This window comes from Sulfitobacter noctilucae, assembly GCF_000622365.1.
GTDB lineage: Bacteria > Pseudomonadota > Alphaproteobacteria > Rhodobacterales > Rhodobacteraceae > Sulfitobacter > Sulfitobacter noctilucae.
Window position 1 is genome coordinate 566,037 of the sequence record NZ_JASC01000014.1, and the last position, 22,364, is coordinate 588,400.

The 22,364-nt window shown below is 59.4% G+C and carries 19 protein-coding genes; 5 read left to right on the forward strand and 14 right to left on the reverse strand.

The window, feature by feature from the left end:
- Positions 1-397 precede the first annotated feature (397 nt).
- From Z945_RS19670 to Z945_RS0112910, 11 genes are all read right to left on the reverse strand, one after another.
- Positions 398-1,144 carry a GntR family transcriptional regulator gene (locus Z945_RS19670; RefSeq protein ID WP_161634095.1) on the reverse strand — a complete coding sequence of 249 codons (747 nt, stop codon included), beginning with the start codon at positions 1,142-1,144 and terminating at the stop codon, positions 398-400.
- A 108-nt stretch (positions 1,145-1,252) separates the two neighbouring features.
- Positions 1,253-4,537: a carboxyl transferase domain-containing protein gene (locus tag Z945_RS0112865; protein ID WP_037971050.1), complete on the reverse strand. Its 3,285-nt coding sequence runs from the start codon at positions 4,535-4,537 to the stop codon at positions 1,253-1,255.
- A 1-nt stretch (position 4,538) separates the two neighbouring features.
- Positions 4,539-6,254: an AMP-binding protein gene (locus Z945_RS0112870; RefSeq protein ID WP_025052521.1), complete on the reverse strand. Its 1,716-nt coding sequence runs from the start codon at positions 6,252-6,254 to the stop codon at positions 4,539-4,541.
- A complete protein-coding gene (locus Z945_RS0112875) occupies positions 6,251-7,945 on the reverse strand; it encodes an AMP-binding protein (protein ID WP_025052522.1) in 1,695 nt (564 codons plus the stop codon). The genes Z945_RS0112870 and Z945_RS0112875 overlap by 4 nt, the downstream gene beginning before the upstream one ends.
- Positions 7,942-8,169 (reverse strand): acyl-CoA carboxylase biotin carboxyl carrier protein subunit, encoded by a 228-nt coding sequence (locus Z945_RS0112880; protein ID WP_025052523.1) that lies wholly within the window; start codon positions 8,167-8,169, stop codon positions 7,942-7,944. The genes Z945_RS0112875 and Z945_RS0112880 overlap by 4 nt, the downstream gene beginning before the upstream one ends.
- A 22-nt stretch (positions 8,170-8,191) precedes the next feature.
- Positions 8,192-9,100, reverse strand: coding sequence for an ABC transporter permease (locus Z945_RS0112885; RefSeq protein WP_206537303.1), 909 nt, complete (start codon positions 9,098-9,100; stop codon positions 8,192-8,194).
- A complete protein-coding gene (locus Z945_RS0112890) occupies positions 9,097-10,056 on the reverse strand; it encodes an ABC transporter permease (protein ID WP_025052525.1) in 960 nt (319 codons plus the stop codon). The genes Z945_RS0112885 and Z945_RS0112890 overlap by 4 nt, the downstream gene beginning before the upstream one ends.
- A 73-nt stretch (positions 10,057-10,129) precedes the next feature.
- Complete coding sequence (locus Z945_RS0112895; RefSeq protein ID WP_025052526.1) at positions 10,130-11,704, reverse strand: ABC transporter substrate-binding protein; 1,575 nt, start codon at positions 11,702-11,704, stop codon at positions 10,130-10,132.
- A 56-nt stretch (positions 11,705-11,760) separates the two neighbouring features.
- On the reverse strand, positions 11,761-12,813 hold the full coding sequence (locus Z945_RS0112900; protein WP_025052527.1) for an ABC transporter ATP-binding protein: 1,053 nt from the start codon (positions 12,811-12,813) through the stop codon (positions 11,761-11,763).
- On the reverse strand, positions 12,810-13,859 hold the full coding sequence (locus tag Z945_RS0112905) for an ABC transporter ATP-binding protein (protein ID WP_037971052.1): 1,050 nt from the start codon (positions 13,857-13,859) through the stop codon (positions 12,810-12,812). The genes Z945_RS0112900 and Z945_RS0112905 overlap by 4 nt, the downstream gene beginning before the upstream one ends.
- Positions 13,856-15,391: an acyl-CoA carboxylase subunit beta gene (locus Z945_RS0112910; protein ID WP_025052529.1), complete on the reverse strand. Its 1,536-nt coding sequence runs from the start codon at positions 15,389-15,391 to the stop codon at positions 13,856-13,858. The genes Z945_RS0112905 and Z945_RS0112910 overlap by 4 nt, the downstream gene beginning before the upstream one ends.
- Positions 15,392-15,990: 599 nt before the next feature.
- Here Z945_RS0112910 and dusA point away from each other — a divergent pair.
- The 4 genes from dusA to Z945_RS0112930 all read left to right on the forward strand — a co-directional run bounded on the left by dusA (position 15,991) and on the right by Z945_RS0112930 (position 18,932).
- Positions 15,991-17,013: a tRNA dihydrouridine(20/20a) synthase DusA gene (gene dusA, locus Z945_RS0112915; RefSeq protein ID WP_052862661.1), complete on the forward strand. Its 1,023-nt coding sequence runs from the start codon at positions 15,991-15,993 to the stop codon at positions 17,011-17,013.
- A gap of 27 nt (positions 17,014-17,040) precedes the next feature.
- A complete protein-coding gene (locus tag Z945_RS0112920) occupies positions 17,041-17,862 on the forward strand; it encodes a sulfite exporter TauE/SafE family protein (RefSeq protein ID WP_025052531.1) in 822 nt (273 codons plus the stop codon).
- Positions 17,856-18,593 (forward strand): phytanoyl-CoA dioxygenase family protein, encoded by a 738-nt coding sequence (locus tag Z945_RS0112925; protein ID WP_025052532.1) that lies wholly within the window; start codon positions 17,856-17,858, stop codon positions 18,591-18,593. Before Z945_RS0112920 ends, Z945_RS0112925 begins: the two co-directional genes overlap by 7 nt.
- Positions 18,594-18,695: 102 nt before the next feature.
- Positions 18,696-18,932, forward strand: a complete 237-nt coding sequence (locus tag Z945_RS0112930; protein ID WP_025052533.1) for a hypothetical protein — start codon at positions 18,696-18,698, stop codon at positions 18,930-18,932.
- Between the two features lies 1 nt (position 18,933).
- Here Z945_RS0112930 and Z945_RS0112935 read toward each other — a convergent pair whose 3' ends face one another.
- The 3 genes from Z945_RS0112935 to ccmI are packed head-to-tail and all read right to left on the reverse strand — an operon-like array spanning position 18,934 to position 20,872.
- A complete protein-coding gene (locus Z945_RS0112935; protein WP_025052534.1) occupies positions 18,934-19,167 on the reverse strand; it encodes a DUF1289 domain-containing protein in 234 nt (77 codons plus the stop codon).
- Complete coding sequence (ruvX, locus tag Z945_RS0112940) at positions 19,164-19,649, reverse strand: Holliday junction resolvase RuvX (protein ID WP_025052535.1); 486 nt, start codon at positions 19,647-19,649, stop codon at positions 19,164-19,166. The genes Z945_RS0112935 and ruvX overlap by 4 nt, the downstream gene beginning before the upstream one ends.
- Complete coding sequence (gene ccmI / locus Z945_RS0112945; protein WP_025052536.1) at positions 19,646-20,872, reverse strand: c-type cytochrome biogenesis protein CcmI; 1,227 nt, start codon at positions 20,870-20,872, stop codon at positions 19,646-19,648. Before ccmI ends, ruvX begins: the two co-directional genes overlap by 4 nt.
- Before the next feature lie 228 nt (positions 20,873-21,100).
- Between ccmI and Z945_RS0112950 the strand changes: the two genes are divergently transcribed.
- The gene (locus Z945_RS0112950) at positions 21,101-22,345 is read left to right on the forward strand and encodes a sarcosine oxidase subunit beta family protein (RefSeq protein ID WP_025052537.1); all 1,245 of its coding nucleotides are present in this window, start codon (positions 21,101-21,103) and stop codon (positions 22,343-22,345) included.
- The last annotated feature ends 19 nt before the right edge of the window (positions 22,346-22,364 follow it).

Below are 22,364 nucleotides of genomic sequence, written 5' to 3' on the forward strand. Positions count from 1 at the left end.
TGACCAAGCAGCGCCTTGCCTCTATAACAGGGGGGCTAGGTGCTGCTGACACTTGTCTGGGTTCTTCCTTTTCTCGTCGTCGAATAGGGGGCGGGCCACCTTTTTCAGCGTTCAGGGTTGATTTTATGAGGGGCTAGAGCATCGAAGCCTCTGGCTCGGTTCAGTGTTCGATCCCGCGCCTTGGTTTTGTTGTCAAAGGCGGCGGTTCTCGAATACAATGATTGTTTGATTGCCAACCGGTTACGCTAAAATGCGCTGCCACGGTTCCGCTTCTATGCAGACAACTTGGATCCGGTGAGTGCTGTCCGCAGCCGCACCTCTTATCCTCGCAAATGTAGTCTGCTGATCAACAAGAGATGGCGAATGCGAAGGCGAAAGACACCGGCACCCTGAAAGTTCAACGAATTCCAGACGGTCGTTGCACTTCAAGATTCTGGAGGACACGATCACGAACGTCGTCAAGACACTTCCGCATCTGTTCTTCAGCCGCCGAGACATTACCGGCACCGATTTCACGTACGATGCTTTCTATCTGGTGATAGGTTGCCACCCGTTCTTCGGGTGTGATGCCGATTTGCGGTACTTTCCAGATCGTGGTCCAGAACGTATTTTCGTTCAATTCACCCCAAATATCCAAAAGCAAAGAGTTTCCGCTTCCGACAATCGTTGCAAAGACAAATCGAGTGACCTGAAAAGAGAAGGCGAGAGGTTCGGTCGTCGGGTCCTTTGCTATTTCAGCAATCTGGGCCACGCGTCTCTCCAGGCGTTTGAATGCCTCCGTCTCCTGCCTTTCGCAGTCTCTGCTTGCCATCGACGCGGCGGCCATCGCTGCAAGCGCATTCCGGACGTTGAAGAGATCCGAGATCGTATGAAGGTTGACCTCGCGAACAAAGGCACCCCGGCGCGGTATGATCTCTATCAGGCGACGCTTTTCCAATATTCTTAAAGCTTCGCGCACGGGTCCGCGGCTGACGCCACATATTTCAGCCAGCCGTTCTTCGCCCAGCCTTTCACCCGCTGCGATACGGCCTTCAACGATCAACAATCCGCAATGGTCCGCGACCTGTTCTGCCGTGGTTAAAGGGCGGACAGACTGAATATGTTCAGGCAACTGAGAAGGATCTGACTGCATCTTTTCGTTCATCACTTCGTGCCGGAGCATAATTGCTCGTTTCTGTTATAGGCAAGCGAGCCATTATATATCCCGTTTGTCAGGCCGTTAGAAAGTCCATCCACCCTAATTAAAGCGCAATCACCAAGTATCAATAAATCCCCGTGATGTGGCCCGGGCGGGCACGGGTGCAGCATTACGTGCATTGGCGATCCAACGGCGCGTTTCGGCGGGGTCGATGACGGCATCAATCTCTGTCGCGGAGGCATATTTCACCGCCTTGCCGTCATCATAGAATTTGTTCAGAAGTTCTTCGAACAACGCTTGCTTGGCCGCCGGGTCGGTTTCGGCGTCGAGTTCTTTTCTGAACCCCAAACGCACGGCACCTTCAAGACCCATGCCGCCGAATTCTCCCGTTGGCCAAGAGGCGGTGACGGCCGGCGCGTGGAAACTACCGCCCATCATGGCCATGGCCCCCAGTCCGTAGCCTTTGCGCATGACAATGCCGTAGATCGGCACGCTCAGCGCGGCACCTGTGACAAACATGCGCGAGACATGACGGACCAGTCCGGTCTTTTCGGCTTCGGGTCCGACCATGAAACCAGGTGTGTCACATAGCGAGATCAGCGGCAGACGGTGCGCTTCGCAGAGCTGCATAAAGCGGGACGCCTTGTCTGCGGCAGTGGCATCCACCGCGCCGCCGAGATGCTTGGGATTGTTTGCAATAACGCCGTAGGGCTTTCCTTCAATCCGGATCAGCGCCGTCACCATGCCGGGTCCCCAGCCGCTGCGCAGCTCCATCACGCTGCCTTCATCCGCCAGACCGGCCAGAACCTCGCGCACGTCATAAACGCGCAGCCGGTTCTCCGGTACGGCCCGCCGCAGATGCCGCGGGTCGGGGGCGGTCCAATCCTTGAGAGGGCCTTGGAAGTAGGACAAATACTGTCGTGCAACTGCGCAGGCGTCCTCTTCGTTTTCCACGCGAATATCGACGACGCCGTTGGCGCTCTGCACATCAATCGGGCCTATTTCTTCAGGGCTATAAACGCCCAGCCCGCCGCCTTCGATCATAGCGGGACCGGCCATGCCGATATTGCTGTTCTCGGTAGCGATGATCACATCACAGACCCCCAACAAGGCGGCATTGCCCGCAAAACAGCGGCCCGCTGCCACGCCGACAACCGGGACGCGTCCTGATAGGCGCGCCAGCGACCCGAAACTTGCACAATCAAGCCCTGCGATATTTGCGCGGTCGCTATCTCCCGGTCGGCCACCGCCGCCTTCTGCGAAGATCACCAAGGGCAGGTCATGCGCACCTGCCAGCTCAAAAATCCGGTCAAGTTTGCGGTGGTGACGCTGGCCTTGGGTGCCCGCAAGAACGGTATAGTCCCCCAGTGCAAAGGCGCAGCGTGCGGCATCCTCGCCGAACAGGGCGCTGTTTAAACGGCCTGTACCAGTCAGGATGCCGTCGCCTGTGGTATTGGCCTCCAGATCCTCGCGGGTGCGGCGGCTACTCTGGGCAGCGATGGCAAGCTCGCCGTATTCGTTAAAGCTGTCGGCATCGACCAGACTGTCGAGGTTCTCGCGCGCGGTGCGCTGTCCGCGGTCATGGCGTTTCTTGACTGCAGCAGGTCGGGCGGCATCGCGGCCTTTGGCCTGACGGTCAAACAGCTCTTGAAGATCGGGGCGGATGTAGTCGGGGTCGATCTCCTCATCCTGCGCGGCGACGACAGCTATGTTATCGCCCTCGCGGATGGACATCAGCGGCATTGCTTCCTGAACCGTGTCTCCGACAGCGACAAGAAGTGCGCCCACTGTTCCTGAAAAAGGCGCGGCGATGACGTGTTCCATTTTCATGGCCTCCAGCACTGCCAATGTTTGTCCTTCTGCGACATCATCACGGGGCGCCACTTCAAAGGATACCACAGTTGCCTGCATGGGGGCGGCGATGGCCGTTTCGCCCTCGGGCAGTTCTGTTGCACTTTGCGCTTGCTGTGCGGCTGCCGCTGTATCGTTGCCGTAAAGGGCAGGGTGCATTCCCGCCGCTGCTTCGCCTAGTGCCGCTGCCTGGGTATCCATAAAGCGGGTGGAAACGCTATAGTCCTGCATATCGGGATGGGTCAGCAGTGCGCGTAACCAGGGTATATTCGTCTCCAGCCCGGAGATTCGGAACTCCGACAAAGCGCGGGCGGATTTGGCAAGAGCGGATGGAAAATCGGCGGCATGGCTGATGACCTTGACCAGCAGTGAATCGTAAGCGGCCGATGTGGTGTAGCCGGCGTAGGCGAAACCGTCCACGCGCAGGCCCGGACCGGCGGGAGGGTCATAGGCTGTAAGCGTTCCGCCGGAAGGCCGCACAGCGCCTTTTGCATCGACACGTTCCATGTTCACACGAGTTTGGATCGCGGTGCCGCGCGGTGTAGCAGACAGATCGAGATCGTCCAGTGACGCACCACCTGCGATCCGCAACTGCAAAGCCACAAGGTCCAGGTCGAATACCTCTTCGGTGATCGTATGCTCTACCTGAATGCGCGGGTTAGCCTCGATAAAGAAAATCTCGCCGCTGTCCTGATCCAGCAGGAACTCGAATGTACCAAGGCTGCGGTAGTTGCCATCGCGCGCGAGCTTTTCGGCGTAGCCGTGCAGGGCGCTGCGCTGCGCGTCAGACAGGTTCGGCGCGGGGGAGATTTCGATCAGCTTCTGATGGCGACGCTGGAGCGTACAATCCCGCTCGCCCAGCGTCATCACCTGACCGGTGCCGTCGCCGATGATCTGCACTTCGATGTGACGCGCACGCGGGATAAACCGTTCGACATAGACTGAAGGGTCACCAAAGGCGGCACCCGCTTCACGACCTGCCGCAGCCACAGCTTCGGCAGTGGCGTTGCGGCTTTCTACCACGCGCATACCGCGCCCGCCGCCACCCGACACCGCTTTGACGATCATTGCAGCGCCCTGCGGCAAGGTCTCGAAAAAGGCTGCTGCCCCTTCGGTATCCACAGGTCCGGACGTGCCGGGCAAGGTCGGTACATCTGTCCGTTCGGCGAGGGCGCGCGCCGACAGCTTGTCGCCATACAGTTCCAACGACTGCGGTGTCGGGCCGACAAAGACCAGACCTGCCTCGTTTACTGCGCGCGCAAAGTCCGCGTTCTCGCTCAGAAAACCATATCCGGGATGGACGGCATCACAGCCTGCCTCGCGCGCGGCGCGGATTACCGCGTCGATATCAAGATAGGCCGCCGCGCCGCGCCCGGGCAGGGTGGCCAGACTGTCGGCCCGCAGGGCGTGAAGCGAAGCCAGATCATCCTCCGGCGCAATTGCGCAGGTCTCGATACCCGCTTCGGTGGCGGTACGGGCGATGCGCAGCGCGATTTCACCGCGGTTCGCGATTAACAGTTTCTGGATTTTGGGCTGGGAATGAGCCATGTTAGTTACTTTCATTTTCGACCCAATCGGCCAGTTCAGCTTTGCGCACCTTGCCGGTGGCGGTCATTGGCAGGGAGTCCACCAAACGGATTTCGGGGAGTTTGTACTTTGATATACGCTCGGCGAGCCAATCGGTCAGCGCTTGCGCGCTTAGGTCCGGATCGGCGGGCTGGACAAAGGCAACGGGGATCTGGCCAGAGCGCGCGTCGGCGCGGCCAACCACACCTGATCCCTGAACGCCCGGATGCTTGCCCAGCGTCGCTTCGATCTCCGCGGGAAAGACGGACATGCCGCGCACCTTGAGCATCTCTTTGCGGCGGCCCAGATAGTGTAGATAACCCATTTCATCCAGCACACCGATGTCGCCGGTATACAGAAACCCGTCCCTGATCGCTTCGGCAGTTGCCCCGGGCTTGCCCCAATAGGATTTTAACATGCCCGGACTTCTCATGGTGATTTCACCTTCGGACCCGGGGGGCAGGATCTGGCCGGTTTCGAAATCGCGGATTACGAATTCATTCTCAGGCAGTGGTAATCCAACAAAAACCGGCTGCTGTTTGAGATCAAAATCATCGTCCTGCATATCGGTTGTGAAGGTGTTGGAGGTATGGGTTTCGGTCATGCCCCAGGACGCTTCTGCAAGAATAGTCCCTGTGAGCGCGTTCCACCGTGCGCGAATGTCCGGATCGAGCTTCTTCACAAAGCTGACCACACGGACCCGCGTAAGCGAGGAGAGGTCAAAGTCCTTGAAGTCGGGACGGTTCATGAGCTCGATCGCGCCATCGACGATCATGCCGAAAACGGTGACGCGGTACGCCTCTATGGCCTGCAAGACCGACAGCGGATCCCAGCGTGTCAGCAGAACCAACGGCTCGCCTGTCATCAGCGGGAAGATCAGTGCCATATTTTCCCCGGCGATCCAGAATTCAGGGAAAAACGTCAGGCTGACGCCTTCTTCGCGGTCGGAGGTGACGGCCCAATTCGCAGCCCCCGTGAACACCATGTCGCGTTGGGTATGCACACAGCCTTTCGGCATGCCGGTGGTCCCGCCGGTGTAGTTGAGCGCCGCAGGGCTATCGAGATCCCCGAGCGAGATTTCGGCATCCGGCATCTGCGATAGCGCCGCCAGAAAATCTGTTGTGCCCGATGGCTTCTTTGCAGGGGCCATCACGCTGTCCGGGCAGTGGATGGTAGGGTTTTCGGGTATGAGAGCGGCGAGCGGCGTCGACAGAATTTCTCGAAGCGCGGTGTCGCCCTTTGCGGTTTCAACGATTGGCACGAGCGCGTCGATGGTAACGATCAGCGTCGCGTCAGTGTCGTTGAGTACATATTCCACCTCTGTCGCGGTAGAGAGCGGTGAGATAGGGACGTGGACAAGGCCTGCCTTCAGGATGCCGAAAAAGGCAATGTGAAATTGCGGGCAATTGGGCATAAAAACTGCAACACGGTCCCCTTTGCGAAGCCCGCGTGCCGCCAGCAGCGCAGCAAAACGGTTGGCTTGAGCGTTGAGTTCGGCCCAGGAAACCTCGCTGCCATAAAAAAAGATTGAGGGCGCATCGGGGCGGGTCTGTGCCCAGTGGGACAAATGCTCCGACAGAGGCCGCTCGCCCAGCGGATAAGCGATCTCGCGCGACAGCCCCTCGGGCCAGGAGGCCAGCTGCCGGGCCTTCATGTCAGCAAGATAGGTATCGAGGTCAATAGAAGTCTGTTTCGTCATTTTGCCGTATCAACCTCTTTCAGTTCATTCAGGATCTGCTCGCGCAGTTTGTATTTCTCGACTTTAGCGGTGGGGGTGATCGGAAGCGCGTCTATGAAACGGATGTGACGCGGGCGCATGTAGCGCGGCATCTCGGCCTCCGTATGCGCGGTGATTTGTTCAAGCGACAGGGTGGTGCCCGGCTCGGCCTCGATCCAGACCGCGATATCATCTTCCTCGCCTATGGCTGCGGGGATGGGGACGGCCGCACAGGCGCGGACACCCTCGATGTTAAGGATTACGGATTCCACCTCGAAGGAGCTGACATTCTCGCCGCGGACGCGGAAATAGCCGCCCATCCTGTCGATAAAGACAAACAGGTTCCTTTCCGCGTCGATGCAGCGCACCGCATCTCCGGTATGAAACCAGCAGTTCTTCAGAACCTTCAGGGTCGCCTCTGGCTTGTTCAGATAGCCTTGCAGGATCATTTCGGGAAAACGGGGTCTCAGGCAAAGCTGACCAACCTCGCCTGCTTGCACCGGTGTGTCCGTCTCGTCCATCGCAGCGGCCTCGAAGAATTTGACCGGCGCGCCCATGATGCCCTTGGGCAAGCCCGTGCGCCCGTCAAACACTGGGCGGCCAAGCGCTGCGACCCGGGTGCGATAAGTTGCTTTGTCGTGGCCTTTCCAAAGCGCCTCAGGGGTGCCCTGACCGTCGGGAAATTCATCAATGACGCCGGAAAATACGGACCCGCTTTCAGTTTGGCCAAACCCGACTGTGATGAAATCGATCCCGAAGCGGCGTGCAAAGATTTGGTGGCGTTGGGTGTAGGGCTGGATGTGGACCTTGTTCAGCGTATTGGCAGCATCGTTGTCACTCTCTGGTTGTGACATGATATGCGGGATCATCACGTCGAGCAGAGTGGTCGCAGAAGCACCCACTTTGGCAATCCGTGCCCAGTATTCGCTCGCCGAGAACCTGTCCCACAGTCCGGTTGTGCAGCCGGTCCAGACCGCACGGCCGAAAAGGTTGAATGCCCCGCCCACATGGTAGAGCGGCAGATCGCAATGAACCACGTCTTCGGCTGTGTTGATGTCGCGCGAGGTGTAGCAATACTGGTTTATCCAGCGGTGGCCCAGCCGCACGCCTTTGGCCGGACCGGTGGTGCCCGAGGTATAGATGATGGCGGCGGTGTCGTCAGGCCCGAGCGGCGGTGCTTCGGACAGGGGGGCGTCGGCTTCGTAGGTTTCGACGTCTCCGCCGGGGCCGATCAGGATGAACCCGGGCATGTCCGCCCGCAGATCGTTAATTAATGCGACACCGGGCCCATCTGCGATGATCGCTTTGGGTGCTGTGTCGTTTACTTGATAGCTCAGGAACCCGCCTCGCAGATTGTAGTTGATCGGCGCAAAGACAGCACCAAGCCGCCAGATCGCAAACATCGAGAGAGCAGTGATGAGCGCGTTTTGCGAATGCACACTTACATGATCCCCCGCGGTCACGCCCTGCGACATAAGCAGTGACGCCATCCGGCGCGTGCGGGCGGCAAAATCGGCATAGCTCAGATCGAGGTTTTCGTCACCATAGTGTAGCAGCAGCTTGTCGGGTTGGCGTGCCGCGTGGGCATCCAACGCATGCAGCAGCACGTCACCGTGGCTGGTCATTCTGTCAAACACCTGCTGTGGGGTCAGGACGGTCGTTTCCGTGGTCATGTTGCTGTTTCCAGAATGGCGACCGGTTGGTCTTCGCTCACCTCGTCACCTTCGGCGACCAACAGGGTTTTGATGCGACCGGCTGTTTCGGTGGCGACCTGGATTTCCATCTTCATCGCCTCGACAACCATCACCGTCTCGTCGCGGTCAACGGTATCTCCGACAGACTTCAGTAATTGCCAGACACGTCCGGAAACGTCGGATTTCAATGTAAACTCAGGCATGGCGTACTCCGGTCATTGGGGTTCAGGTGCGGGACGTCGGATCCAGTGCTTCGCGCAAGGATTCGCCCACGGTATTAAAGGCAAGTGCCGTTATCAGAATTGCGATGCCGGGGGCGTACATCTGTGCAGGTGCGATCTGTGCGTAGACATATGCCCGCGCAATCATCGACCCCCAGGAAGGATCGGGCGGCTGCATGCCCAGACCCAGAAAGCTCAGCGATGCTTCGGCCAGCAGTCCCACAGCCATCAGAAGGGTCATCTGCACCAGAACCGGTTGGATGGCGTTGGGTAGGACATGGCGCATCAGGATCCAGCCCGACGAGGCACCGAAACACTGGGACGCCTCGACGTAGAGTTCCTGTTTCAGCACCAGTGCGCGTGCGCGCACCAGCCGTGCCAGTTGTGGCGCAAAGACGATGCCGACAGAAAGCATCGCATTGGTCAATCCGATGCCCAGAACGCCTGTCACCGCGATGGCCAGTACGATGGCGGGAAAGGACAGGAATGTATCAAGGAGCCGGCTGATGATCTGGTCAATCCAGCCGCCGGTGTAGCCTGCTATCAGACCCACGGGCACGCCGAGAACGGTCGCAACGGTGACTGCGAGGACGGCGGCGTATACCGATGCGCTCGCGCCATGTATGAGCCGCGAGAATACGTCGCGACCCAGATCGTCCGTTCCCAGAAGATGCATTGCCGAAGGTGGGTTCAGCATCGCCGCATAGTCCTGAAGCGTAGGATCATAGGGCGCGATCTGGTCCGCAAAAAGGGCGCAGATGAAGATGACCAGCAACACCAGCAAGGCAATCGCTGCAATCGGATCGTCGATCATCCAGTGGAGAATGCGCAGCGGCAATCCGGGCCGGTCTACCCGGGGTGGCGTGGTCGGCGCTGTCGCGGAGGCATCGGCGGGTGGGGACATATCATTCATTGTTGCGCGATCCTCGGATCAAGGATGGAGTAGAGAATGTCGGTGACGAGATTGACGGTGATCACTGTCAGGACCATGACCAGCACAGCCCCCTGAACGACGGGAAAATCGCGCTGGAGCGTGGCGTTCACGATGGTGTTGCCCATGCCGGGGATCGCAAAGACCACCTCGACCACAACGGTAGCGGCCAGTGTACGGCTGATCAGGAGCGAAATCACCGTCAGCAGGTTGACCGACACATTACGCAACCCGTGTTTCCATAGGATTGAACGGAACGGCAGGCCCTTGGCATGCAGTGTGCGGAAATGTTGTGAATGCAGCGTCTCGACCAATGACGAACGGAGCTGGCGTCCGACTTCCGCCATGCCGGAGGCCGCCAGGGCGACAGCTGGTAAGGTAGCATACCACAAGGCCGCCAGCGGATCCTCGAAGGGGGACACAAAACCGGTTGCAGGAAACCAGGCGCGGTTCAGGGCGAAGATCACAACAAAGATCATGGCGATCCAGAAGTTCGGCAATGCCACGCCAACAGAGGTAAGCACCATCACCAGCTTGTCACCAAGCCCGCCCGCCCGCGAGGCCGCCAGAATGCCCAAGGGCACGCCCACCGCCACGGACAGCGTTACTGCGTAGAGAACGATGAACAGGGTATTGGGAAATACCCGCGCAAGGGTGGTGGAAACCGGCTCTCCGGACAGGAGGGATTCTGACAGGTCCCCCTGTATCGCGCCCATAACCCATTGGCCGTATTGCACGATCAATGGCTGGTCCAGCCCTTTGAGACGGCGAATTTCCTCGATCCTCTCGACGGTGGCGTTTTCACCCGCAAGAGTGATCGCTACGTCGCCGGGCAGCAGTTTCAGGAGCATAAACACCGAAAAAGTCGCGAGTAGCAGAACAGGGATCGCCTGTAGCAACCTTCGGGTCAGCATTCTGCGTTGTAGCTTGTTGAGCATAAAGCAGTCTTTCGCAAAAGGGCGAGGGGGAAGGGGAGGCACCGGAGCGAGTGGCCGCTCCGGTGCGCCGGTTCTAGCCGAGCTTCACATCGTTGAACTTCGGCTTGCCAAGCAGATTGGCGTTGAAGTCCTGCACCTCAGAGGTGACGGCATCGACTTCGTAGCGCACGGCCAGCGGGATGGTGAGCTGAGCCTGCATGACCATTTGCTGCACTTCGCCGAGTGCTACCTTGCGCGCATCTTGATCCGCAGTTTCGCGGCTGCGCTGGATCGCATCGGCAAACCCTTCGGGCGGTGCAACCCGTCCGGGGTTGTAGAAGGAGTTTTCCGAGTAAAGCAGCGCATAGGTAAGCGATGGATCGGGCCGGCCCGTCCACGCCGACATAAGAAGATCACCTTGCTTTTCCTCGCCGAAGAAGCGGCCGGAGTTCTCGGCGACCGGCGCGTTCTGGAAGCGACCGCGCACACCGATCTTGCTCCATTGTGCCAGCAGAACTTCTTGGCGCTGCACCGATCCCTGATCCGGATAACCTCTTAGATCAAGCTCGAGACCATCGCCGTAGCCCGCTTCCTCCATCAATCTTTTTGCCTCATCGACATCATATGTTGTGAGCTCTGCGGCCGCCTCGGAATAGGCCCAGTGTGCTTTGGGCAGGTTCATATAGGCGGCTTCGCCCACATTGGCCTGTGTCGCCGCCACAAAGGCGTTGCGGTCGACGGACAGCGAAAGGGCACGGCGGACGCGCACATCCTGCAAAGCCCCGCGCGCGGCATTCACGTAAAGCTGATGAATATAAAGCGTCGGACCCGATACAATTCCGAGATTTGGTATTTTTTCTACCAGGATTTTCTGCCGTTCGCTGAGCTGGTAGGCGATGTGGACCTGTCCCGATTGCACCGCGCGCAAGCCGGTGGATTCCTCGGGCATCACGAACATTTCGATGCCGTCGGTACCGGGTACCCCGTCACGCCAATGCGCGTCGAACTTTGTACCCACTACTTTTTCGCCGTCCGTCCAGGAGACAAATGACCAAGGTCCTGTCCCGACGGGTTCACGGTCGACGTTGGTTTCCGGATCATTCCCCAGTGCCGTTGGCGACACCATCATGCCTGCGCGGTCAGACAGGATCAGCGGAAGTGCTGTGTCGGGTGCAGACAGACGCAGGGTGACAGTCAGCGGATCGGTTACTTCCACCGTCTCGACGCTGGCAAGGTCCTGTTTGATGTTGGAAATCTGTGCTGTGCGATTCCGGTCCAGGTTGAATTTGACGGCCTCGGCGTCACAGGCAGACCCGTCGTGGAAGGTGACCCCGTCGCGCAGTTTCAGCACCAGCGTTTTGGGCTCCGGAAAGGACCATTCGGCCGCAAGGCCCGGTTTGGGAGCAAGGGTGTCGGGCTCCCAGTCGATCAGCGTGTCATAGTGGTTGTAGAGGAACGTGTGGTCAGAACCGGAACCGCCGGTAGCAGGATCAAGGCTTGAGGGGTTGGCATTGGCGCGCACCCGCAGGATATTTTCACCGTTGGCTTGTGCCATGGCGGGCAGACCGCCAATCGAGGCCACAGTTGCCAGACCGGCCAGCCCGCTCAGGACCTGCCTGCGCCGCAAAGGCGGTAGGGCGTCGATAGCCTTTCGTTTTGTCTCGTTCATTTGATATCCTCCCGATTTCAAGTTTCACTGTTGTAGAATTGGGGCATTATTTTACGTCAGGCGGCCCCTTTTTCGCCCGTTCTGTCAGGCAGCGGCGGCAAGCCGTCCGGCGTGGTGTGGTGGCAGGCGGTGTAATGATCCGGCCGCAATTCGCGCCATTCGGGTGCCTCTGTCCGACAGATCTCGGTTGCCCAAGGACAGCGTGTATGGAACCGGCAGCCGCCGGGCGGATCCAGCGGACTTGGGATGTCTCCTTCCAGCCTCAGCCGGGTGCGGTTGCGCAAATGCGCGGGCAGGGGCTGTGGCTCTGCCGACATCAGGGCGATGGTGTAGGGATGCAATGGCCGGTCGATCACATCATCGGTCAGGCCCAATTCCATGAACTTGCCCAGATACGTCACCGCGATCCGGTCTGAAATCTGCGCGACAATTGCGATATCGTGGGCGATAAACGCATAGGCCAGCCCTAGATCGCGCTGCAACTCGACGAAAAGATTGAGGATCTCGCCCCTGATCGAGACATCCAGCGCCGCCACGACCTCGTCACAGACCACAAGTTTCGGGCTGAGCGGCAGGATACGCGCGATATTAACCCGCTGTTTCTGTCCGCCCGACAGCTCGTGTGGATAGCGTAGCGCCAGATCGCGGCGCAGGCCGACCCGTTCCAGCGCGTCCAGCGCCCGGCTGCGCATCTCTGCGCTGTCCATCCCGCCCATGAAACGCATTGGCTCCAGCAGGCTATCCAAAATTGTCATGCGCGGATTAAGCGCGGCACTCGGATCCTGAAAAATCATCTGGAAGGCACGGCGAAAGCTGCGCCATTTGCGGCGTGACAAGGTTGCGCGATCAGTGCCGTCAAACTGCACGGTCCCGTCCGAGGGGGCCAGCAACCCGGCCAGCACGCGACCGATGGTAGATTTGCCCGACCCGCTCTCACCGATGATTCCGAAGGTCTCGCCGTGCCGGATATCAAAGCTGACATCGTCCACGGCACGCAGTTCCGCAGTGCCATCCAGGGTGGGAAAACGGATGGACAGGTTGGTGACTGAGGCCACGGGTGTGGTCGTGTCAATGAACTCGTGCGGTTGTGCTGCAGCGGTACGGTTCATGAGATTACCTCCGGCATGGGGGCGGGCGCTGTGTCCACCGCGCCATTCAGGCGCAGGTCTTCGGAACGCCAGCATCTCACACGTCGGTCGGGCGCAATATCGCGCAGCGCCTGTGGCGCGTCACAGCCCTCAATCCGGTGGGGGCAACGCGCCGCAAATCTGCATCCGTCCGGCATCATGAACGGCGAGGGCACACGCCCCGCGATATACGCGAAATTTCCCCGTTCGTGATTGAAATGCGGCAGCGAGCGCAGCAATCCGGAGGTGTAGGGATGCGCAGGCTGTGCCAATGCTTCATCCACGGGTGCGTCCTCGATAATCTGGCCCGCATACATCGTGATCATGCGCTGACAGGTTTCCGCCACCACGCCCAGATCGTGGGTGATGAACAGCATTGCCATGCCACGCTCTTCCGAGAGGCGGGTTAGCAATTCCATAATCTGCGCCTGAATGGTCACATCCAACGCGGTTGTCGGTTCATCTGCGATGATCAACTGGGGGCGGTTAATCAGCGCAATTGCGATCATCACGCGCTGGCGCATTCCTCCCGACAACTGGTGCGGATAATCGTCGATGCGCTGGCTTGGTGCCGGTATCCCGACCTCGGCGAGCGCTTCTATGACCCTTTCGCGCTCTTCGGCGCGGGGCAGTCGCTCGTGCAGGCGCAGGGCCTCGCTGATCTGGCTGCCGATGGTAAACACCGGATCAAGTGCGCTCATCGGCTCCTGAAAGATCATGGCGATCGATTTGCCGCGCATCCGCCGGATCTGTTTGCTGTTCGCCTTGGCCATATCGATATCTTGCAACAGGACCTGCCCGCCGATCTTCGCGGTGCCGGGCAGCAGACGCATCAAGGACAGGCCGGTGACCGATTTCCCGCAGCCGGACTCACCCACAAGGCCCACCCGCTCGCCGGGTTTGATGCTGAAGTTCAGGTCATGGATAATGTTCGACGAAGGCTGTCCGCGCCGTCCTTGGAAGGATATCGAAAGGTTGCGCACATCCAGCAGGGGCGCGGTTGCATCAATCACTGCGGCCGTACTCATGGACGATACCGTGTCGCTGGCGCGTCGCGCAGATTGCGGCGATAGGCAAGGTGGATGAAATCTACCAGATACGCCCTTGTTTCAGCGGGATCTACGATTTCCTCAATTCCGAATGCTTCTGCCGTGCGGAATGGTGACCGCAGATTGTCGAGCCGCGCCTCGATCTCAGCAAGCGCCGCCTCCCTGTCGGGCGCTTCATCCAACTCCGCGCGATAGGCCGCTTCAATGCCGCCCTCCAGCGGGATCGATCCCCAATCGCCCGAAGGCCATGCAATCCGGTGCCTGAAGCCTTCAGGATTGATATGCGCAGCACCACCCACGCCGAAACATTTTCGGATGATCACACCCATTGTGGGCACCGTCATGCGGTAGACCGCAGCCATGGTCCGTGCGCCGCGTCTTATGGTGCCTGTCGCCTCGGCCTCGGGGCCGATCATAAAGCCGGGGATATCTACGAAATGAATAAGTGGAATGCGGAATGTCTCGGCAAAATCTATAAATCGGGTGATTTTGTCGCACGTATCCGCAGACCAGCCGCCTCCGTATATATTGGGGTCGGATGCCAGAATGGCCACCGGATGCCCGTCGATGCGGGCCAGTGCGGTCAGCGTTGCGCGGCCAAACTTTGGTGCCAGTTCAAGCATACTTTCAGGATCCAGCACACGCCGTAGGATGGTCCGCATCTTGTATGTCTGGCGCCGTGATGTCGGAACAATGTCGCGCAATGAAGGGTCAGTAGCGATGGACACGGGTGCCGCAACCGGAACCGCATCGCCCACCGATGAGGGCAGGTAAGACAGGAACCGGCGCGCGGTATCAAATGCTTCGGCTTCATCTTCGACGACCAGATCAGCGGCACCCGAGCGTTCGTGCACAAGCGGGCCGCCAAGGCTGTCCTTGTCTGTGTCGATGCCGATCCGCGCAACCACAGGCGGACCTGCGATAAACATATGCGAGGTCGAGCGGGTCATGATTGTCAGATGCGCGGATACCGCCCGCGCAGATGCGATACCTGCAACCGACCCAAGTACCAGCGCGATGACCGGAACAGTTTCAAGATTTTCGATGATCGAATCCCAACCGGGACAGGCCGGCACATAGGTTCTTCCGATAGATTCGACCGTGCGCACGGATCCTCCCGTGCCGTCAATCAAGCGGATCAGCGGCAGGCGCAGCTCATGTGCCATCTTCTCGGCTTGGATTGTCTTTTCAGAAATCATCGCATCGGCCGAGCCGCCGCGTACGGTGAAATCGTCACCGGTGATAACAACATCGCGCCCGTCTACCCGACCGCGCCCGAAAATAAAATTAGAGGGGGAGAGGCTTTGCAGACTGCCATCGGAGCCGTATTGCCCAACCCCGGCGATGGAACCGATCTCGCGGAACGTGCCCGGGTCACAGAGCTGGTCGATCCGGGTGCGAACATCCAGTTTCCCGCGCGCATTGTGCCGCGCAACTTTCTCTTCACCACCCATTTTCCGGGTCTCTTGTTGGCGTCGGTATAGCTCCGCCAGCGAGTCCGTCTCAAACATGCGCGAGTCCCTCCTCCCAAAGTGCTCGAGAAGAAAGAAGCCGCAGATCCTGTAGAATGTCAATTGTATACAATCAACATTAACTTGGAGATGTGCGAGATCGTCGCTGGTTGTTAAAAGAAATCGTTGTATTCAAGGAGGTTGCTTGTGCCTCTATTGTGACCTCTGAGACGGGGCGGACGGAGGCAAACCGCTGGTAATAGCAAAACTTTGCCGAAAAGGTCCCCAGAGATATTAAGCGCGGCAAGCGGAAAATTCACCCGTTCATAGGGGAGATCAGAATCACTGCGTACGCTTTAAGCGGCGAACACAGTATCGCAGAGATGTTTGGACGACTTGTCAGAATTGCGATGAAACATGCCTGGAAGCGCATACCTGCCAAAAGCTGAACGACACCTGATGGACGATCCGCCCCTTGGACATTATATGCACTTAAGCGCGGTGGCTGACCGAGCCATCTTTACGTTTACGTTCGACGATTGAGCCCATGGCGGTCGCCCTCATTGATACTTCGGTAGTCTTAGGAACACGGGGCGGAGTTGTATCGAGCCGAACATGTCAAAAAGGTCCAGAGAGTGGCCGAGTGAGATTTGAATTACATGTCAAATAGTGCAATAAATCGAAGGGCTTGCGAGGCAGCCCGCCTATCCGTTGCACCGATGATGGATTGGACGGACCGTCACTGCCGCTATCTGCACCGGCAGCTGAGCGGCCAGGCGCTGCTCTACACCGAAATGGTGACCGCACCTGCGCTTGTGCGAGGCGGGGCCATGCATTTGTTGGACCATCATCCGGCGGAACACCCCGTGGCACTTCAATTGGGCGGATCGGACCCCAAGGAATTGGCGCTGGCCGCCAAACTAGGGGCCGATGCGGGATATGACGAGATCAACCTGAATGTGGGCTGTCCGTCAGACCGGGTTCAATCGGGCTGTTTCGGTGCCGTCTTGATGCAGCAGCCAGCGCTGGTTGCCGAATGTGTGGCCGAGATGCAGGCGGTGGTTGACGTGGATGTAACCGTCAAATGCCGTATCGGTGTAGACGATCAAAACCCGCAGGATGTGCTGCCGGAGTTTTTGTCGCGCATCGTAGCAGCGGGGTGTATCCGCGTGAGCATACATGCGCGCAAGGCTTGGCTTCAGGGCCTCAGCCCAAAGGAAAACCGCGATATTCCGCCGCTGGACTATGAGCTTGTCCACCTGATGAAGGAGTATTTCCCGAACCTACATATCTCGGTCAACGGCGGCATCACGTCGCTTGATCAGGCAGAGGCGTTTCTGGATGGCGGGCTGGACGGGGTGATGATCGGGCGCAGTGCCTATCATCAGCCGGCTGACATTTTGGCGCAGGCAGACCGGCGCATTTTCAACGAGGGCACCGATACCACAGCCGAAGCGGCGGTGCTGGCAATGCTGCCCTATATCGAGGATCACTTGACCGCGGGGGGCAAGCTAAACCAGATCACGCGGCACATGATGGGCCTGTTTGCGGGGCGCCCCGGTGCGCGGCAGTGGCGGCGGATGTTGTCGGAGGAGGCGCACCGCCCAGGTGCGGGGCCCGAACTGGTGTTGGCGGCGCTGGATCAGGTCAAGACGCTGGCACAGGTACAAGAAGCGGTGTAGCAGGGGGCACCCAAACCGGAGAACCCCATGCCCGATACCATGCTTTTGATACAAATGGCGCTTCTGCTGATGCTGATCGGTGCCTTTGCCGGTGTGCTTGCCGGGCTCTTGGGTGTCGGCGGCGGCATCGTTCTGGTACCTGCCTTTTTCTATGCGTTTCAGACTCTTGGCTATGAGGGACCGCAGTTGATGCAGATGTGTCTGGCGACCTCTCTGGCAACGATCATCGTGACATCGGTGCGCTCGGCGCTCAGTCACAATAAAAAGGGTGCAGTGGATTGGGACATCCTGCGCACCTGGGCACCCGGCATCGTGATCGGCGCTGTACTGGGGATGCTGACGGTGGCGCAGTTGCGCTCGAATACCTTGCAGGGAATCTTTGGTGTGCTCGCCCTGATCGTCGGCTTGTATATGGGATTTGGCCGGTCGGAATGGCGTTTGGGGCAGGCCATGCCGACGGGGATCAAACGGGTGGTCCTGTCACCGCTTATGGGTTTTATGTCCGTGCTGATGGGCATTGGCGGCGGCAGCTTTGGTGTGCCGCTCATGAGCCTGTTTAACGTGCCGATCCACCGTGCAGTAGCCACAGCGGCGGGGTTCGGCGTGCTAATCGCGGTGCCCGCGGTCATCGGCTTTCTTTTCGTGCCGATGCTCACCGGCGCACCGCCTTTAACATTGGGCACGGTCAATCTGGTGGCCTTCGGCATCATCATTGCGATGACCCTGATCACCGCACCCTACGGCGTGAAACTGGCACACGCGATGGATCCCAAGCCACTGAAACGGGTCTTTGCGGTGTTTTTGATTGCTGTGGGGCTGAACATGCTGCGCAAAGCGCTTGGATGGTAGAAGACGGCTATACCGTCTTTGACAGCGATCCAGCCACACTCAGATGGGCAACGGCGGCCGGCGACCTTGCTCGCGCTATTGCGAACGATCCGCAGATGCAGCGCGCAAATCTGCGCCATGCAAAGACATGGTTTGTGGGCGTCGATGTACTGCCGAACGCCACGGACGGCAGTATCGGAGAGGTGCCTCTGCAAGGGCCGTTGGAGAAGTGCGTTGCGCCCCAGCAAAGCTGGCACCGCGCGCAGCTTTCCATCGTTTATCCCGGCTACCCGGGACAAGACAAAGACGAAAGTGATGCCAACCACCGCTACAGGATCAAACGGCATGCTGCCCATGTTGATGGCCTTTTGCCCATCGGCCCGGCAAGGCGGCGTTATCTGCGCGAGCCGCACGCCTTCATACTGGGCTTGCCTTTGAACGAGATAGATGCCGCCCCTCTGATGGTTTGGCCGGGCAGTCATCATGTGATGGGGGATGCCTTGCGCGCTGAGATTGGTGATGTAGACCCCCAAGAAGTTGATCTGACAGAGGCCTATCAAGCGGCGCGCCGGAAGGTGTTTGAAACCACCGCTGCGCGACCTGTTCGCCTGAAACCGGGCCAATCTGTGTTGCTACACCGTCACCTGCTGCATGGGGTTGCGTCTTGGGGCAGCGCGGCACCCAGCGATGAGGGTCGGATGATCGCATATTTCCGCCCGCAGTTCACCGCTGAAGAGTGGATAAACCCCTAATAAAATAGCGCAACTTTCTTACAAAGACCGGTTATTTGCCGCATTGTCGCCATTTCGGACACGATATAATGGAGTATCAACAGGCAATCGAAAGCATCCGACATGGCATCCATCATCACCAGCGCACAGGGGTCACTGGCCTACTGGACCGGGAAAGCTACCGGCCCCGGCAGCCGTGCATTTGACCACAAAGGTAATTTTAGCAAGCCTGAGCTCTGCGGTTTTAGCGGGCTTAGCGCCTTTGCCGCCAACAGCAATCACCCGCCAGCGGACTTCGAGGGTGCAGTGACCTGGGATGCGGGCGTCGATCTGCTTTTTAGGATTGCGGGCGCGCGGTAATCTACCGCCCTGCCAAACGTGCCGCCCTGCCGCCGCGCCGCTTGGTCAGTTGTCCCGCCCGTCCGGGCAGTTCATCCATAATCTCGCGCCGTTCCGCCGGATCCATGCGCGACCAGCGTCCGATCTCGTCGATCGACCGCAGACAGCCAGTACACAGCCGCGCCTCAGGGTGCACCACGCAAATCTTGATACAAGGGCTTTCAACCTCGGCCCGTTTCCAGACATCATCGCTCACAACGGCGCTCCTTGCCGGCGCATGACCGCCAAACGGTCCAGCACACCTTGTAGAATATATCCCGCCGCCACATGGTCGATCACCTCTGCGCGACGCTTGCGTGTCGTATCCGCCTCGAGAAGTGCGCGTTCGGCGGCCACAGTTGACAGGCGCTCGTCCCAGTAGGTGATGGGCATCGGGCTGATCCGGTCGAAATTCCGGGCAAAGGCGCGGGTCGATTGGCACCGCGCGCCTTCGGAGCCGTCCATGTTACGCGGCAGACCGAGCACCAGACCACCAATACGACGATCCTTGATGATCTCGATCAGGCGGGCGGCATCCAGTCCAAATTTCTTGCGCCGTACTGTTTCAAGCGGCGTGGCTACGCTGAGGAAGCTGTCGGTCACGGCAACACCGATGGTCTTTTCCCCCAAATCGAGGCCGATCAAGGCCTGCATCGGTGGGAGAACTGCCGCGAATTCGGTCATATCGTCAAAGATCATTCTGCCACCCCGGCGTCCTGTCCGGCCTTCGTGATGATGTCCATCGCCGCTGGCTCACCCGCAAAGACCTCTGCCGCGTTGTTGTAGATCGCCAATGCTTCGCTCCGGCGGCCCAGCACACCCAGCGATGTGATCAGCCGTGCCCAGTCACGGGCAGGGCCGCCTTCCATGGCTAAACGGTCGGACAGCCCTTCAACCATACCGCCTATCATTTCCATCCGGTCTTCAGTGCTCATCTGTGCCGCCGCTTCAATGTCGTCAACCGAAGGGCCGGGGGCGGCCCCCGCACCGATCGCAGGCAGCGTGTAATTGACCCCGGCAAGTTGCGCGACGGTTTCGATCTGTGATACGATGGGGTCGATCCAGGACGCATCGGGTGGCCCACGGCGCAGCAGCGCATCCCAAAGCCGGAAAGCAATATCGGGTCTGCCGGTCTGGATCATCATCAGACCCAGATAGTAGCGCCCTCTACCATCAGTCTCATCCAGATTAAGGGCGGCGCGAAAGGCGGTCTCGGCCTCGGGCGAAACATAGCCGCCTGCGGCCAGCACCAGCAACTCACCATAGTCAGATATATCGCTGGCGGTAATCTCATCCGCCATGATTTGCATCACTCGGTTCTGTGCGGCGGCGGCTTCGGTGAAGTTCCCCAGCCGCGCTTCGTTCTGGGCCAGCAATTGATTGCCTTGCAGGTCATTGGGGCGGGCGGCAACCGTTTCGCGCAGCCGTTCCATTAGGCTGAGAAACTCCGCCGTTGGGGGCTCTGGCGGGGTGAAGGGCGGCAGGCCCGCAACGGCGGTCGCCTGATCAGGCCGGTTCTCGCGCAGTTCTTCGGCGAACGCGATGCGGTCTTCCAAAGCCAGATCGCCATACCCCGGCTGCCCGAGCTTCATATAGATCGCCAGGCTCCCGCCGATCATCGCAACCAAAATCGCGCCCATGAACAGGGGGTTGGGTCCACCGGACTGGGAGGCTTGGGTGCTGCGCCCGGCATCGGCAGCCAGAATACGGCGCGAAATCTCGGTGCGGGCGCGGTCGCCATCGTCAGCCGGGATCACGCCACGCGCCACGTCACGTTCCACCTCGGCCAGCTGGTCGCGGTAAACACGCAAATCATAAGCGGCACCGTCGGTGATTTCCGTCTCACTTTTGCGCCACATCGCCCGCAGCAACAGGGCAGTGACGGCGGCGGCCATTGCGACGGTGATTATCCAGAAACCCATGTGCTGCCCTTATGTTTCGGTTATGCGTACCTAATCGGTCCACCGCTTGGAAAAAAGGGGGCATTTGCCTGCGCCCCTGCGACACCCCGGCGCAATTGCGGGCCATGTCGCAAAACTGGTAGCAAACGCCGATACCAGTATCCCTTTTTCTGGGCATCCCGTCAGAACAGGGGTATCAGCCAAGCGGACTGCGCCAGCCGCCTTCTGTCTCTGCCAAGGATCTGTGATATGAAGAAATACTCTGTCTTTGCCGTCGCCCGCGAAGCGATGCGCCATCACACCGGCTGGAACCGCGCCTGGCGCGATGCGCAACCGAAGGCAAAGTATGACGTGATCATCATCGGGGCAGGGGGGCACGGCTTGGCCACGGCCTACTACCTCGGCAAGAATTTTGGCATCACCAATGTCGCGATTTTGGAGAAAGGCTGGTTGGGCGGTGGCAACACGGGCCGCAACACGACGATCATCCGCTCGAACTACCTTCAGGACCCGTCTGCGGCGATCTATGAAAAATCCCGATCCCTCTACGAAACGATGAGCCAGGATCTGAACTATAACGTGATGTTCAGCCCACGCGGTGTGATCATGCTGGCGCAAACCGAACACGAGGTGCGCGGCTACAAGCGCACGGCGCATGCCAATGCGCTGCAAGGCGTGCAGACCGAATTCATCGACGCCGCCCGCGTCAAGGAACTCTGCCCGATCATGGACATCGACGGGCCGAGCTATCCGGTACTGGGTGGCCTGTGGCAAGCACGCGGCGGCACAGCGCGGCATGATGCGGTCGCCTGGGGCTATGCGCGAGCATGCTCCGACATGGGCATGGACGTGATCCAGAAATGCGAAGTGACGGGCATCCGACAGGAAGGCGGCAAAGTTGTCGGCGTCAGCACCAGCCGGGGCGACATCGGCTGCGACAAACTGGGTATGGTGGTCGCGGGCCACTCCGGCCATTTGGCCGATATGGCAGGCTTCCGTCTGCCCATCGAATCCGTAGCGCTTCAGGCGCTGGTATCAGAACCGATCAAACCCTGTATGGACGTCGTCGTGATGGCCAACACAGTGCACGGCTATTTGTCGCAATCAGACAAGGGCGAGATGGTCATCGGCGGTGGCACCGACGGGTACAACAACTACACCCAGCGCGGATCATTCCATCATATCGAGGAAACGGTCAGGGCGCTGGTCGAGACCTTCCCGATGCTCTCGCGCCTCAAGATGCTGCGCCAATGGGGCGGCATCGTGGATGTGACAGGCGACCGCTCGCCGATCCTGTCAAAAACACCTGTCGAAAATATCTTTATCAACTGCGGTTGGGGCACCGGCGGCTTCAAGGCGATACCTGGTTCAGGTTGGGCCATGGCGGAACTGATGGCCAAAGGCCGCTCGCCACTGACCGATGCCTTCGGGCTGGAGCGGTTTACCGAAGGCCGTTTCATTGATGAAAGCGTGGCTGCGGGGGTGGCCCACTGATGTTGCCACTTCACAACAC